13 protein-coding genes are annotated in these 12,984 nt (G+C 70.9%); 3 read left to right on the plus strand and 10 right to left on the minus strand.

The window, feature by feature from the left end:
• Positions 1-47 precede the first annotated feature (47 nt).
• From A4W93_RS20980 to A4W93_RS20985, 3 genes are all read right to left on the minus strand, one after another.
• Complete coding sequence (locus A4W93_RS20980) at positions 48-1,502, minus strand: high affinity choline transporter 1 (RefSeq protein ID WP_085752460.1); 1,455 nt, start codon at positions 1,500-1,502, stop codon at positions 48-50.
• A gap of 169 nt (positions 1,503-1,671) precedes the next feature.
• Complete coding sequence (locus A4W93_RS29805; RefSeq protein ID WP_157131722.1) at positions 1,672-1,845, minus strand: hypothetical protein; 174 nt, start codon at positions 1,843-1,845, stop codon at positions 1,672-1,674.
• 135 nt (positions 1,846-1,980) lie between these two features.
• On the minus strand, positions 1,981-2,601 hold the full coding sequence (locus A4W93_RS20985; protein WP_085752461.1) for a hypothetical protein: 621 nt from the start codon (positions 2,599-2,601) through the stop codon (positions 1,981-1,983).
• 111 nt (positions 2,602-2,712) lie between these two features.
• Here A4W93_RS20985 and A4W93_RS20990 point away from each other — a divergent pair, with 111 nt between their 5' ends.
• Together A4W93_RS20990 and A4W93_RS20995 are read left to right on the plus strand one after the other, a co-directional pair.
• Positions 2,713-3,375 carry a response regulator transcription factor gene (locus A4W93_RS20990; protein ID WP_085754265.1) on the plus strand — a complete coding sequence of 221 codons (663 nt, stop codon included), beginning with the start codon at positions 2,713-2,715 and terminating at the stop codon, positions 3,373-3,375.
• Positions 3,372-4,820: an ATP-binding protein gene (locus A4W93_RS20995; protein ID WP_085752462.1), complete on the plus strand. Its 1,449-nt coding sequence runs from the start codon at positions 3,372-3,374 to the stop codon at positions 4,818-4,820. Before A4W93_RS20990 ends, A4W93_RS20995 begins: the two co-directional genes overlap by 4 nt.
• A gap of 1 nt (position 4,821) precedes the next feature.
• On the opposite strand, the gene A4W93_RS21000 is transcribed toward A4W93_RS20995, so the two are convergent.
• The 4 genes from A4W93_RS21000 to A4W93_RS21015 form a co-directional block, all read right to left on the minus strand.
• Positions 4,822-5,235 carry a nuclear transport factor 2 family protein gene (locus A4W93_RS21000; RefSeq protein ID WP_085752463.1) on the minus strand — a complete coding sequence of 138 codons (414 nt, stop codon included), beginning with the start codon at positions 5,233-5,235 and terminating at the stop codon, positions 4,822-4,824.
• A complete protein-coding gene (locus tag A4W93_RS21005; protein WP_085752464.1) occupies positions 5,232-5,681 on the minus strand; it encodes a GNAT family N-acetyltransferase in 450 nt (149 codons plus the stop codon). Before A4W93_RS21005 ends, A4W93_RS21000 begins: the two co-directional genes overlap by 4 nt.
• A gap of 63 nt (positions 5,682-5,744) precedes the next feature.
• Positions 5,745-6,557 carry a peptidoglycan-binding protein gene (locus A4W93_RS21010; protein WP_085752465.1) on the minus strand — a complete coding sequence of 271 codons (813 nt, stop codon included), beginning with the start codon at positions 6,555-6,557 and terminating at the stop codon, positions 5,745-5,747.
• Between the two features lie 107 nt (positions 6,558-6,664).
• Positions 6,665-6,898, minus strand: coding sequence for a hypothetical protein (locus A4W93_RS21015; RefSeq protein ID WP_085752466.1), 234 nt, complete (start codon positions 6,896-6,898; stop codon positions 6,665-6,667).
• A 136-nt stretch (positions 6,899-7,034) separates the two neighbouring features.
• On the opposite strand from A4W93_RS21015, the gene A4W93_RS21020 reads away from it, so the two are divergent.
• Positions 7,035-7,700 carry a hypothetical protein gene (locus A4W93_RS21020; RefSeq protein ID WP_085752467.1) on the plus strand — a complete coding sequence of 222 codons (666 nt, stop codon included), beginning with the start codon at positions 7,035-7,037 and terminating at the stop codon, positions 7,698-7,700.
• A gap of 79 nt (positions 7,701-7,779) precedes the next feature.
• Here the strand turns inward: A4W93_RS21020 and A4W93_RS21025 are convergent, their stop codons facing one another.
• The 3 genes from A4W93_RS21025 to A4W93_RS30115 form a co-directional block, all read right to left on the minus strand.
• Positions 7,780-8,565: an SDR family oxidoreductase gene (locus tag A4W93_RS21025; protein WP_085752468.1), complete on the minus strand. Its 786-nt coding sequence runs from the start codon at positions 8,563-8,565 to the stop codon at positions 7,780-7,782.
• A 125-nt stretch (positions 8,566-8,690) separates the two neighbouring features.
• A complete protein-coding gene (locus tag A4W93_RS30110; RefSeq protein ID WP_169726572.1) occupies positions 8,691-10,496 on the minus strand; it encodes a serine aminopeptidase domain-containing protein in 1,806 nt (601 codons plus the stop codon).
• A 2-nt stretch (positions 10,497-10,498) separates the two neighbouring features.
• Positions 10,499-12,982, minus strand: a complete 2,484-nt coding sequence (locus tag A4W93_RS30115; RefSeq protein WP_169726573.1) for a glycoside hydrolase family 2 protein — start codon at positions 12,980-12,982, stop codon at positions 10,499-10,501.
• Positions 12,983-12,984: the final 2 nt, after the last annotated feature.

Genomic DNA, 12,984 nt, shown 5'->3' on the forward strand with positions numbered 1-12,984 from the left:
GCGGGCGCCCTCGCGGGGCCCGGGGTTTCGGCAGAGCCGGCGCGCGGTCAGACGGCGCCCGAGTTCCCCGCCAGCTTGTGGTGCGAGCCGTGGCGGTTGACCACGACCTGCGGCGCGAGCGACCCGACCACCATGCCCAGGATGGCGGCGATGAAGCCGGCCAGCTGCTGCGGGAAGGCCTGGCCCCAGTCGGTGTTCAGGAACACGAGCCAGACCAGGATGCCGAGGCCGATGGACAGCAGCGCGCCCTGGGTGGTGGCCCGCTTCCAGTAGAGGCCGAAGGCGAGCGGCGCCACGGCGCCGACGAGGGTGACCTGGTACGCACCCGAGACCATGTCGTAGATGGGCGTGCCCTGCAGCGCGATGGCGTAGGCGCAGACGCAGACGCTGAACAGCAGCACCGCGATGCGCATGGTCAGCAGTTCCTGCTTGTCGCTCACGCGCGGGAAGAACTGGCGCCAGACGTTCTCGACGAAGGTGACCGACGGCGCGAGCAGCGTGGCCGAGGCGGTGGACTTCAGCGCCGACAGCAGCGCCCCGAAGAAGATCACCTGCATCACGAACGGCATGCGCTCGAGCACCAGGGTGGGCAGCACCTTCTGCGGATCTTCCTTGATCAGCGTGGCGGCCTGCTCCGGCATGATGATCAGCGCGCTGGTCACGAGGAACATGGGCACGAAGGCGAACAGGATGTAGGCGATGCCGCCGATCACCGGGCCGCGCGTGGCGGCGTACTCGCTGTTGGCCGACATCACGCGCTGGAACACGTCCTGCTGCGGGATGGAGCCCAGCATCATCGTGATGGCTGCGCCCACGAAGAACGCGATCTGGGTGAACGTGGGCTCGGGCAGGAACTTGAACAGGTCCTTGCTGGCGGCGAGCTGGATCACCTTGTCGGCGCCGCCGGCCTGGTTGGCCGCGAACACCGCGATGACGGTCAGGCCCACCACCAGGATGATCATCTGGATGAAGTCGGTGACCGCCACCGACCACATGCCGCCGAAGAGCGTGTACGCGAGGATGGACACCGTGCCGATGATCATGCCGAGCGGGATGCTGATGGCCCCGCCCGACAGCAGGTTGAACACGAGGCCGAGCGCCGTGACCTGGGCCGAGACCCAGCCGAGGTAGCTCAGGATGATGATGAACGAGCAGATCAGCTCCACGCCGCGGCCGTAGCGCTCGCGGTAGTAGTCGCTGATGGTCAGCAGCGTCATGCGGTACAGCTTCGCCGCGAAGAACACGCCCACGAGGATCAGGCAGGTGCCCGCGCCGAACGGGTCTTCCACGATGGCGCCGAGGCCCCCCTCGACGAACTTGGCCGGGATGCCCAGCACCGTCTCCGAGCCGAACCACGTGGCGAACGTGGTGGTGATGATCATGAACAGCGGCAGGTGCCGGCCGGCGATCGCGAAGTCGGTGGTGTTCTTGACTCGCTTGGCCGCCCACAGGCCGATGCCGATGGTGACGAGCAGGTAGAGGAAGACCAGGGTCAGCAGCATGGAAGGACGTCTCCAGGAGCGCGCGGGAGGCAGGGCCGAAGGAAAATGAAAAACGCGGAATTATCTCCGCAAGCGGCGTGCCAAACGGCGCCCGGCCGGTGCCGGGACGTCGATATTTTCGTGGAGGGCGTGGATTTTCCCGCCAGGCGGAACGCCCGGGCGGGAAGGTTCAGGAGCGGCCCGTGGCGCCCGACAGCAGGGGCAGGCGTGGCAGCGGGGTCACCGGGCGGCGTTCAGCGGGTGCGGCCGCCGGCGCGGTCGGGTTGCCGCTGCGCCCTTCGTGGCGCCACTGCGCCCGGACGAGCATCTGGGAGAACGACAACGGAGGCTTCGAGGTCATCATGCGGGTCTCCTGGGGAACCGGAACGACCGGCCTCGTGGGCCGGCACCGGGGTCACTGTCGCGCCGGGCCCGGGGTGGGGACCAGCACCTTGCGACGAAACGGCGTCCACGCGGCGCCAACGGGGTGCGGGATGGATCATTCGGCGGCCGACTGCAGGGCGCGCTCGCGCGCCCTGCCGGCGCGCAGCGCGCTCCAGGCGTTGGCCAGCACGGGGGCCACGGCGGCGGCCACGGCCTGCTCCCGCCCGGAACACGCCGCGTCGCTGACCACCCAGACCACGTCGAGGCGCACCGTGTCCGGGTCGACGCCGGCCGACTGCAGGCCGGCGCGCAGGCCGCGCATCACGTCCTGGCGGGCCTGGTCGAGGTCGATGACCGGCCCGCAGTCGACGGCGGCCACCAGTCGGTGCACGTCGCGGGCCGAGGACACCTCGGCCACCAGCGCCACCCAGACCCCGTCCTGCTCGGCCATGGCGACGCCGCGCCAGACGCCCTGGGGCGCCAGGCCGGCCCAGCCGGAGCGGCGGGCGGCCTCGTCGAGCACCCGGCGGCCGCGCGACTGGGGCGGCAGGTGCTCGCGGCGAAACTGCACCGGGTCACGCCAGGCGGCACGCGCGGCGGCGTCGATGCGGCACTCGGCCCACGTGGCGCGGGGCACGGCCGGCGAGGCCGTGCGCAGCAGGCGGCGGAGCCGGTTCCAGGGACTGGGCGCGGGCTCGGCGGGCGCAAGGCCCGCGGGCAGGTTCAGCTCGATCATCTCGACTCCCGAGGCAACGTGTGGAACGCATGCTCGGGGATCGCCATTAAGAACTTTTTAATGCCACGGGTGCACACTGCGGCCTTCGAAGCCCACGACGTTCACCCCGCCATGCAACTCCTGTTGGTCGAAGACGATGCGATGCTGTCGAGCGCGCTGAGGGCCGGGCTCGAGCGCGACGGCTACCAGGTCGACATCGCGTCCGACGCGCCCGCGGCCCGCCTCGCCCTGACCGACCACGGCTACGCCGCCGTGCTGCTCGACCTGGGCCTGCCCGGCGGCTCGGGCCTGCAGGTGCTGCGGTCGGTGCGCGAACGCTACGACACCACGCCGGTGCTGATCATGACCGCGCGAGACCAGCTCAGCGACCGCATCGCCGGCCTCGACGCCGGCGCCGACGACTACCTCGTGAAGCCCTTCCAGCCCGACGAACTGGGCGCCCGGCTGCGCGCCGTGCTGCGCCGGGCCTTCGGCCGCGTCGCGCCCGTGCTCACCTGCAAGACGGTGCGTCTCGACCCGGCGCGGCGCGAGGTCACCCAGAACGACCAGGCCGTCTCGTTGAGCGTGCACGAGTACCGCACGCTGCTGGCCCTGATGGAACGCTGCGGCCGCGTCGTCACGCGCCAGCAGCTCGAGGAGGCGGTGTATGGCGGCGACAGCACCATCGAGAGCAACACCGTCGCCGTGTACGTGCACCAGTTGCGCCGCAAGCTGGGCGACGACCTGATCGCCACGGTGCACGGCCACGGCTACCGCATGGGAGACGCCCGATGAGCCGACCGCCCTGGGCCATCCGCTCGCTGCGCGTGCGGCTGCTGAAGAACCTGATGCTGGCCATCGTGCTGGTGTGGGCCTCCTGGTTCGGCTGCCAGGCCATCCAGATGTCCCGCACCCAGAGCGGCCACTGGGACACGATGATGCGCGCCATCGGCCAGCAGATCCTGCGGTCGGTCTCGCCCACGATGGCCGAGGTGAAGGCACGCGATGCCGTGCGCATGCCGCCGGAGGTGACGGCGATGCAGGAGAACCTCAGCTACCAGATCTGGCACCGGGACGGCCACGCGGTGCTGAAGTCGGCCGGTTCGCCCGACGTGCCGTTCACGCCGCTGCAGTTCGACACGCCCGACTGGCTGGGCCGGTCCGAAGCCGGCGGCAAGGTGTGGCGCGTCTACACCATCACCGACGCGGACCGCAGCGTTCAGGTGCAGGTCGCCAAGTGCCAGGACATGCTCGACGCCGAGATGGCGCTGTGGTTCAACGGCAGCATCCTCGTGGCCGTGGCGCTGATCGCCCTGTTCGGCACGGTGTCGTGGCTCACGATCTGCATGACGATGGCGCCGGTGAAGCGCCTGCGCGACGCGCTCGCGCGCCGCAAGCCGCTCGACATGCGCCCCGTGCCATCGGCCGAGCTGCCGCAGGAGCTGCGCCCGCTCGTCGACGGGTTCAACACGGTGCTGGGCCAGCTCGACACCGCCCTGCGCGCCGAACGCCACTTCCTCGCCGATGCCGCGCACGAACTGCGCACGCCACTCGCGGTGCTCACCGCACAGGCGCGCCTGGTGCAGTCGGCCGGCACGCTCGAGGAGAGCCGCGCGGCCATCGAGCCGCTCGTGTCCGGCATCGAACGGGCCTCGCGCCTCACCGAACAGCTGCTCGACTCGGCCCGGCTCGACGCCACCACGGATGCGCCCGCCCACGCCGCCGCGGCGCTGCACGAGGTGGTCTCGCTCGTCGTGCACGACTTCGCCGCGATGGCACGCCAGCAGCGCCAGCGCCTGCTGCTCGACACCGAACCCTGCGCGCTGCCGGTGGACGTCAACACCGTGGGCATGCTGCTGCGCAACCTGATCGACAACGCCCACCGCTACGGCGGCGAAGGCGCGCGCATCCAGGTGCAATGCCGCCGCGTGCAGGTGGACGGCCGCTGGTGCGTGGCGCTGGGCGTGCGCGACGACGGTCCGGGCGTGCCCGCCGCGGAACGCCAGCGCATCTTCGATCGCTTCTACCGCGTGCCCGGCACCGCCGGCCGCGGCAGCGGCATCGGCCTGTCGCTCGTCGCCCGCATCGCCGAACTGCACGGCGCGCGCCTGGACGTGGGCGACGGCCTCGACGCGCGGGGCTTCGGCATCACGCTGGTGTTCGTGGCGCACCCGGTGGAGGCGCCGGCGGACTGCGGGGACAGCGGGCCGGCACCGCTCGGGGCGGTGGCACCCGCCTGACTCAGCCGGCCTGCGGCGCGAACCACGTGTCGAACACGTGGCCCGTGTCCAGGTACTCGCGCACCGACTGGATCTTCCCGTCGCGCACCTGCACGAGCAGGTGGTACTCCTGCCGGTACTGCCGCCCGTTCTTCAGGTCGCCGCGGGACACCACCTCGAGCGCGACCCGGTCGGCCTCGGCGATGCACGACAGGACCGTCATCTTCAGGCCGCCGACGAGCGCGTTCGCCATGGCGTGGAACAGGCGCCCGATGCTTTCCTTCGAATGAAGGCCCGACGTGGGCGTGCGTTCCTTGCGGCCCGCGATCCACCAGGTCGCGTCGTCGGCCATCAGGCCCAGGGCACCCGCGAAGTCGCTCGCGGTGAGTCGCGCGAAGAGTTCCTGCGCGAGGGCCTTGTTCTGCTCCGTGCTCATTCGTCCGTCCCCCTGGTGTCGTCTTCGAGGTAGCCCCGTGCCACCTGCTGCCGCTGATTCTCGAAGATCGCCATCGCCGTCTTCATGCGCAGGAACCCGAACTTCCGGTAGAAAGGTTCGCGGCCCGGCACCGCGTAGAGGATGATCTTGCGGTGCCCCCGCGACCGCTCGACGAGGTGGGCGACCACCTGCTTGCCGAGCCCGGTGCCCTGGTGGCTCGGCATCACCGCGATGTCGCAGAGGTACGAGCAGTCGCCCCCGTCCGCGAGCGCCCGGCCCGCGGCCACGAGCCGGCCCTCGTCGTGGACGAAACACCGGTACAGGCTGTTGGAGAAGACCATGCGGAGGTGCGCCGCCGGCTTGTCGCCGAGCGGGGCGGCCTTGTAGAGGGCCGACAGTTCGTCCCAGTCGACGCCGTCGAGGGCGTCCGTCCATGCCAGCGTCATCGGGAGCCCTCGGAGATGGGGGCCCTACTCTACGGCACGCCGGCGCTGCTTCCGCTACTTCCGCTACTTCCGCTTCTTGAGCGCCGCATCCAGCGCCACCCAGGTCTTCTGGCCCACGATGCCGTCGACGTCCAGCTTCTGCCCGCGCTGGAACGCGGCGACGGCCACCTCCGTGCCCGGGCCGAAGTCGGCGTCCACGGCGACCATGAAGCCGAGCTTCTGCAGCAGGCGCTGCAACTCGACCACCGCGTCGCCGCGGGAACCGCGGCGCAGCACGGGGCGTCCCTGCGACGGCGGGTCCTCCCCGAGGATCCGGATGCCTTCCAGCCGGGCGATCGCCGCCTTGGCCCGGGCCGTGAGTTCGCGGCGGTCGGCCAGGCCGTTCGTGCCGCCGTTGACGATGCGGGTGACCCGCACCACGTCGTCGAGGTCGCAGGCCGCGTTCACCTTGTTCTTCTTCCAGAACTCGCAGGCGATGGTCAGCGACAGCACGGGCTCGGCCGCGGCCTCCGGATCCCCTTCCAGGTCGATGCCGAGGCGCGTGCCCAGGTCGCGGTAGTTGGCGCGGCCGGTCAGCTGCAGCAGGCCGCGACCCTTGTAGCGCCGGCCGTCGCCGGGCTGCGTGTTGCCGAGGTCCTGGCGCCCCTCGTAGCGGTCGCCGCTGGCGAACTCCTCGGTGGTGCGGAACCCCGCGCTCTCGTGGCAGGTCTGCGCGAGGAAGTGGGCGATGCGCAGGCGGGTGTCGATGCCGTACCGCGCCAGCGTGGGCGCCAGCACGGCGCCCACCTCCGTCACGATGGCGCGCTGCTTCTCCGCCAGCGAACCGGAGAAGCGGGGGGCCACCTCGAACATCGTCTGCGCGTCGACCGGGATCATGGCGTCGTCCTTCGGGTTCCCGGCCGACGGAGGTCGGGCGCGGATCACCGCAGCGTGCAACGACGGCCCGGCGAACACATCCACCAATCTGTGGAGGCCCGCGCCGATCACACCTTCTTCGACGGCACCTTGAGCGGCGACGCGCTGTCCGGCCCCTCGGCCGGCACGCGGCTGCGGCCGGCGTTGACCTCGACGAAGCGGCGCAACAGGCGCATCAGGTCCTTCTGCTCGTCGGGTTCGAGGCTGCTCAGGAGCGAGGTGCGCAGCTTGTTGACCTCGCGCACGACGTTCGCGAGGACCGACTCGCCCTCCTCGGTGAGGAAGAGCAGGCGCCGGGGCATTCACTCCTCGCCAGACACCGGTGACCGAAGTCACTCGCAGTTCGTCTGCCGGCGGCCTAGATTCAACGGTCATCGGGTTCGACCTCCGTGACGTCGGGCACGAACGTCCACTGCATCGTCTCTTCGAGGTGGCCCCATGAAGCAACAGTCGATCCTCTTCGTCCCCCGCACCAAGGCCTGGGTGGACGCCAATCCGGACGACAAGATCGGCAACAAGCTCGAAGGACTCTGGAAGGACGGACACCCGTCCAGCAAGACCAACCTCTGCACGCTGAAGTACCTGGACCAGGGCGGGGCGTTCGATTTCAACCGCGACGGACGGCAGGTCTACGTCATTTCCGGGCACGGGACACCCAACTGTTCAACCTGCTTCTGGAAAGACAAGACCTCGACCGTCGACGCCGTCAGCGTTGCGGACCAGACCGTTCTCAAGTTTCCCCAGGGAAATTTCGGGGACGTCAAGCTGAAGATCCACTCGTGCCACAGCAGCGAGACAGGCGTCGATTCCTTCGCCAGCGTTTTCGCGGCGGCGTTCGAGAAGTCGATGCGGCTGACGCAACGGACAGGACGCGTGGAGATTTTCGGTTACGAAGGTGCCCTCTCGGTCGCTCCCCAGTTGCTGACGTCGGGGAACATCACCAATTCAACGGAGTTCCTCCGCACAAGCCCTCACCTGGGGCACCTCAGCTCCACGGAGCACCACCGATACACGAAAAAAGCTCCCCAGCCCGGTCAATGGGCGCAGTACTGGGGGAGGGCCTCGGACGGCAGGGTCGTGATCGCCGCGTTGACATTTCCCTGAATGAAAGCGGCAACCGTGGCAACTTCGGTTGCCTCACGCTTTCATGATGCCGAACAGGCGCCCCGCGACCGTCGGGCCGTCAGGCCGTCTCGGCCGCCTCGCCGTACTGGACGTACGTGCCCGCCATGAAGAAGTCGTTGAACTTCTGCGTGGCCGCGACCTCGCCCGGGCGCAGCGCATCGCGGCGTTCGCGGGCACGCGGCACCAGCACTTCGACCTCGTCGGTGGCCAGCGCCTCCAGCGTTTCCGCAATGAACTGCTCGAGCGGCATGGCGCGCGGGTCGTGCAGGTTCATGTCCATCAGTGCGGTCTGCACGTAGGGCGGCATGATCTCGAGCACCTTCACCGACGTGTCGCGCAGCTGGTAGCGCTGCGACAGCGTGTACGAGTGCAGCGCCGCCTTCGCCGCGCAGTACAGCGCCACGTTCGCGAGCGGCACGAAGCCGAGCATCGACGAGATGTTGACGATGGTGGCCGACGGCAGCTGGCGGAAGTGCTCGATCAGGGCCGAGTTCAACCGGATCGGTGCCATCAGGTTCGTGGCGAACGTGGCGGTCAGCAGGTCGTCGTCGACCGTGTTGCCCACGTCGTCTTCGCGCTGAATGCCGGCGCTGTGGATGACGGCGTCGAGCTTCGGGTACGTCGCGATCAGCTGCGGCACCACGCGCGCGATGGCCGCGGTGTCGCAGACGTCGAGCACGACCGAGTCCATGCCGGGGTTCGCAGCCGCCACGTCGGCCAGCGGGTCCGTCGCCCGGCCGGCGATGATGACCTGGTTGCCGCGCTGGTGCAGCGCTTCGGCGAGGGCGCGGCCGATGCCGCTGCCGCCGCCCGTGATGAGGAAGGTGTTGCCGGTGAGTTTCATGAGTGAGGATCCCAGGATGCCGAGGGATCGTAGGCACACGTGTGCACCGGCGGGAGATGGCAGAAGCGGCTGTCCGATCAGTTCGAGGCATCGCCTCCACCGCGACAATGAGCCCCTCGCCCGACTCAGCCCCTGAAGCGCGCGTTCAGATGCTCGAGGATGCGCCCCACCAGCTGCGCCCGCGACGGCTCGCTCGAGAAGGTGTGGTCGGCGTCGTCGATGCGCAGCAGCTTCAGGTGCCCGCTGCGAACGCCCTTGCCGGCGGTGCGGCGTGCGCCCGCGTGCAGGATGTTCCAGCCGGCCTCACCGCTCGCGAGGAACATCGCGATGTGGCGGCGCTGCTGGAAGAGCTGGTCGAGCTGGCGGGACAGCAGCGTGGCCGCGCGCATCGTGACGCGTTCGGCGAGCGTGCGGCCGTGGGACGCGGCCACGTTGCCCACGTGGCGCAGGCCCATGCCCAGCAGGTAGCGCACGCGGATCTGGCCGCGCAGCAGCTTCTTCCAGCTCTCCATCTTGCGCATCGCGCCCTTGCTCGATTCGGCGATGCGGAAGCTCTGCACGTCGGGCAGTTCGCCGCCGTCGTACGAGAAGATCAGCGGGTTGATCAGCAGCACCTCGGCGATGGGCCGGCCGGGCTGGTCCAGCGCGGCCTGGAAGGCGGTGTAGGCGCCCGAGCACAGGCCCGCGAGCACGAGTTCGCCCGGGCCGTGGCGTTCGCCCACGTGGCGCAGCACCGCCCCCGCGTCGCGCACGGCGGTGGGCGGGTACGGATGCGCTTCGAGGCCGCCGGGTTCGCGGGCCACGCTGTCGCCGATGCCCTCGATGTCGCAGCGCAGCGTGGGATAGCCGTGCGCGGCGAGGTTGCGCGCGAGCGTGGTGTAGAGCCGCGACGGCCCGATGCGGTGCGTGGCCCCCGAGCTGAACAGCACGACGGTGGGGCGCTTCGTGGCGGCACCGTCGGGCCGCGTGTGGATGCCGAACAGCGTGCCGTGTTCGCCGAAGCGCGCCGGGGTCTCGACGAGGCGGACGGGGTGCCCGCCCTGGGCCGGGAAGTCGAACCGCAGTTCTTCGCGGGCCGGGAGGGTCACGGCCATCGGCTCGCCCAGGGATGAGCGCGCCACGAGCCAGCCCGCGATGCCGTCGAGCGTGTCCTGCGGCACGACCGTGTGGTGCGGCTCGGCCATCATGCCGGCGAAGCCCGCGCCGTCGAGGGTGTCGACCTCGCGGCCGAGCGAGGCGAGGTGCGCCTGCAGCCCCTCCTCGTCGGGCACGTCGTCGCGCGAGACCAGCAGCACCGCGTCGCGCACCTGCGGCGACACCTTCAGCAGCGAGGCGGCCTTGAGCTGCTCCTGCGTCTCGGCCGACAGCACGAAGCCCGCGGGCTCGACCCAGCCGGAGTCACCGCCGCGGCCCGCGAGTTCGCTCGCCTGCGCGATGGCCTGCATCTCGCGCACGTAGCGGCGGCCCGACACGGCCGGGCCCCACAGCACGAGCTGGTCCACCGCGCGCTCGGCGCTCGCCAGCGCGGCCAGCGTGGCGCCGAGGCGGATGCCCACCAGGCACACCCGCGCACGGCCGCTGCGGGCTCGCGCCTCGTCGATGGCGCGGCGCACGTCGGCAAGCCAGCGGGCGACCCGGCCCGGGTCGAGGTCGGTGCCCGGCGAGTCGCCGGTGCCGTGGTAGTCGAAGCGCAGCGCCGGCACGCCCGCGCGCGCCAGCGTGTCGGCGAGGTAGCGCACCGACCGGTGGCTGTGCACGTACTCGTGGCCGAGGGGCGGACAGATCACCGCGACGCAGTCGCGCACCGGCACCCCCTCGGCGGTGTGGAACCAGCCGAACAGGGCGTCGTCACCGTCGCCGATGTACAGCGCCTGGCGGTGGACCGGCAACTGCAGCGAGGACAACGGGGTGAGGGGTGCGGGCGCGAGCAAGGTCAGTCCGTGCGAAGGGTGTGGAGGTCGCGCAGGTTCAGGGCACCCACGTGGGCCTTGAACTTCGTCGACCGGTCGGCGAGGGGGTGGAACACGACCCGGCGTGGCGAACCCGGGGCGACGTGGAAGTGGGCGTCGTCGGGCCGGAAGCCCGCGCAGTCGAAGTGCACCGACTGCAGGAAGGTGTCGCAGGCGATGGTGACGGCCACGCGGCCATCGGGCAGGCGCTCGGCGCTGGCCTCGAAGGCCTTGGGCGACACCATCGGCAGGTCCAGGCCCTGCGGGAAGTGGAAGTCCTCGGCGATCACCGACCCGTCGGCGGCACGCAGGCGCGCGAGGGCGACGTCGTTCGGCGGCGGGCCGAAGCGGTAGGCATAGGCCGTGTCGGCGAAGCGGCCCAGCATCGCGTCGGCCGACAGCGTGAGGCCCGCGCGGGGTTCCACGCGCACGGGCGCCTCGGCCGCGGCCACGCGCACCTGGCCGTGCTGGAACATCGCGAACTCGACCGTGCCCTCCAGCACGTCCGCCGCATCGTTCGCCACGTGCAACTGCAGGCCGTCCACGCCCTCGTCGGTGAACCCCACCGACCGCGGCGCCCACGCGCGCTTGAGGTACCAGTACGCGGCCTTCGGCCGGCCGAGGCTGTCGATCAGGCCCCAGCCCGCGCCGGGCCACACGTCCTTGAGCAGCCACACGAGCCCGCCGCCGCACACGCTGCGCGGCGCCCGCCATTCGGCGTACACCCTGCGCATCACCTCGCCGGTGACCACGCGCGAGAGCTGCAGGTAGCGTTCGGTGTCGCGGCTGCGCAGCGTGACGGGGTCGAGGCCGAACAGTTCGCGCAGGTAGTGGTCGCGGATGTCCTCGAAGTCCCAGCCCGAGCCCACGTCGCGCGGCTGGCGCGCCTTCCACAGCGGGTGGTGCGCGGGGGGCGTGGTGCCGCCCATCATCGCGGCCACCGTCTCCGGTTCGGGCACGTTCGAGAAGCCGAGGCATTCGGTGGCGAACTTGACCCCGGCCGATTTCACATCGGCCAGCGGCCGGCGGTAGGCACCCACGCCGTAGTAGTGCGCGATGCCCGTGGCCACGTGGAACGGCAGCGCACCTTCGCTCGGCGACGAGCGGAAGTACGGCACGCCGGCATGCAGCCGCGCGCACAGCGCGGGCAGCGTTTCCGCGAAGAAGGGGTTCGTCCACTCGCTGGCGGGCAGGCCCAGCATCGCGGCCTGCTGCTCCACCTCGCTGCCGCCGCAGTACGCGGCCACGCAGGCGTGGCGCTGCAGGCGGCGCAGGTGGAACGTGGCCTCGCGGGTGACCTCGGCGAGGAAGGCTTCGTCACCCACGGGGTAGTCCATGTTGGCGAACATGAAGTCCTGCCAGACGAGGATGCCGAGTTCGTCGCACGACGTGTAGAAGGCGTCGGACTCGTAGGTCATCGTGCCGCCCAGGCGCACCATGTTCAGGCCGGCCTCGCGGGCGAGTTCCAGCGTGGCGCGCGGATCGGCGTGCAGCGACACGAGGTCGTCGGTGGTCCAGCAGGCACCCCGGCAGAACACCGGCGCGCCGTTGACGATGAAACGCACGAGGCCATTCATGCGGTCCACGCGCAGCGTGCGGAAGCCCAGGCGGCTCTGGTGCACGGGCACCCAGCCGTCGGCGAAACGCACCTCCACCACACACGGCAGCGTGGCGGGTTCGCCGTGCGTGTGGGGCCACCAGAGCGGGACGTCGGGCACGGTCACCGCGCCGGACAACACCCCGGCCGCCACCGACAGCGCGGCCTCCGTGTCGCCAACGCGCACGCGTGCGGCCGACGGTGCAGGGCCGTCGAACGTGCCCCGCACGGCGACGACACCCGCGCGACCCTCGACGCGCGCCTGCACGTCGAGTTCCAGTTCGCCCACCGGGCCGCGGCCTTCGAGCACGACCGGCTTCCACAACCCCACCGGCTGCACCGGCGGGTTCCAGCCCGGCATGCGGCCGAGCAGCGTGGTGCGTTCCCAGCGCAGGTTCTGCGACGGCACCAGCGCGGTCTTCCAGCGCGGGCGCGGACGGCGGGCGGCCAGCGCCTGGTCCAGCGAACGCAGGCACACGAGCAGTTCGTTGCGCGGTCGCAGGCGCGCCCCGGCGTCGACCGCATGGGGCACGAACATGTTGCGCGCGTCGAGCACGCGTTCGCCGTTCAGCCAGACCTCGGCGATGGTGGCCAGGCCCTCGAAGCGCAGCGCCTGCGCCGAGGGATCGGCCTCGAAGGTGCAGCGGTACCACCAGTCGAACGCATCGTGGCGGCCCTCGGCGGTGACGTCGGCGCCGAGGCTGGCCGCGACGGTGCCGGGAACCACCGCAAGCTGCCAGGCGAGGCCGGCGGCGGTGGCCGCGGCGGCATCGGCACACGCCCCCGACGCGGTCGACGCCAGTTCCCAGCCGGCCGAGAGCATGCGGCCGGGAGGGCAGCCGTCGCGGCTCGGGGGGGCGGGCGGGGTCATGA

Origin of the sequence: Piscinibacter gummiphilus, from assembly GCF_002116905.1 — a bacterium.
Lineage (GTDB): Bacteria > Pseudomonadota > Gammaproteobacteria > Burkholderiales > Burkholderiaceae_C > Rhizobacter > Rhizobacter gummiphilus.

What these genes read in the sequence shown, in the direction of transcription:
- A4W93_RS20985 (WP_085752461.1), bottom strand. Translation starts at nt 2,601, where the DNA reads ATGATCGAGCTGAACCTGCCCGCGGGCCTTGCGCCCGCCGAGCCCGCG.
- A4W93_RS21025 (WP_085752468.1), bottom strand. Translation starts at nt 8,565, where the DNA reads ATGAAACTCACCGGCAACACCTTCCTCATCACGGGCGGCGGCAGCGGC.
- A4W93_RS20990 (WP_085754265.1), top strand. Translation starts at nt 2,713, where the DNA reads ATGCAACTCCTGTTGGTCGAAGACGATGCGATGCTGTCGAGCGCGCTG.
- A4W93_RS20995 (WP_085752462.1), top strand. Translation starts at nt 3,372, where the DNA reads ATGAGCCGACCGCCCTGGGCCATCCGCTCGCTGCGCGTGCGGCTGCTG.
- A4W93_RS21005 (WP_085752464.1), bottom strand. Translation starts at nt 5,681, where the DNA reads ATGACGCTGGCATGGACGGACGCCCTCGACGGCGTCGACTGGGACGAA.
- A4W93_RS21010 (WP_085752465.1), bottom strand. Translation starts at nt 6,557, where the DNA reads ATGATCCCGGTCGACGCGCAGACGATGTTCGAGGTGGCCCCCCGCTTC.
- A4W93_RS30115 (WP_169726573.1), bottom strand. Translation starts at nt 12,982, where the DNA reads ATGACCCCGCCCGCCCCCCCGAGCCGCGACGGCTGCCCTCCCGGCCGC.
- A4W93_RS21020 (WP_085752467.1), top strand. Translation starts at nt 7,035, where the DNA reads ATGAAGCAACAGTCGATCCTCTTCGTCCCCCGCACCAAGGCCTGGGTG.
- A4W93_RS20980 (WP_085752460.1), bottom strand. Translation starts at nt 1,502, where the DNA reads ATGCTGCTGACCCTGGTCTTCCTCTACCTGCTCGTCACCATCGGCATC.
- A4W93_RS21000 (WP_085752463.1), bottom strand. Translation starts at nt 5,235, where the DNA reads ATGAGCACGGAGCAGAACAAGGCCCTCGCGCAGGAACTCTTCGCGCGA.
- A4W93_RS29805 (WP_157131722.1), bottom strand. Translation starts at nt 1,845, where the DNA reads ATGATGACCTCGAAGCCTCCGTTGTCGTTCTCCCAGATGCTCGTCCGG.
- A4W93_RS21015 (WP_085752466.1), bottom strand. Translation starts at nt 6,898, where the DNA reads ATGCCCCGGCGCCTGCTCTTCCTCACCGAGGAGGGCGAGTCGGTCCTC.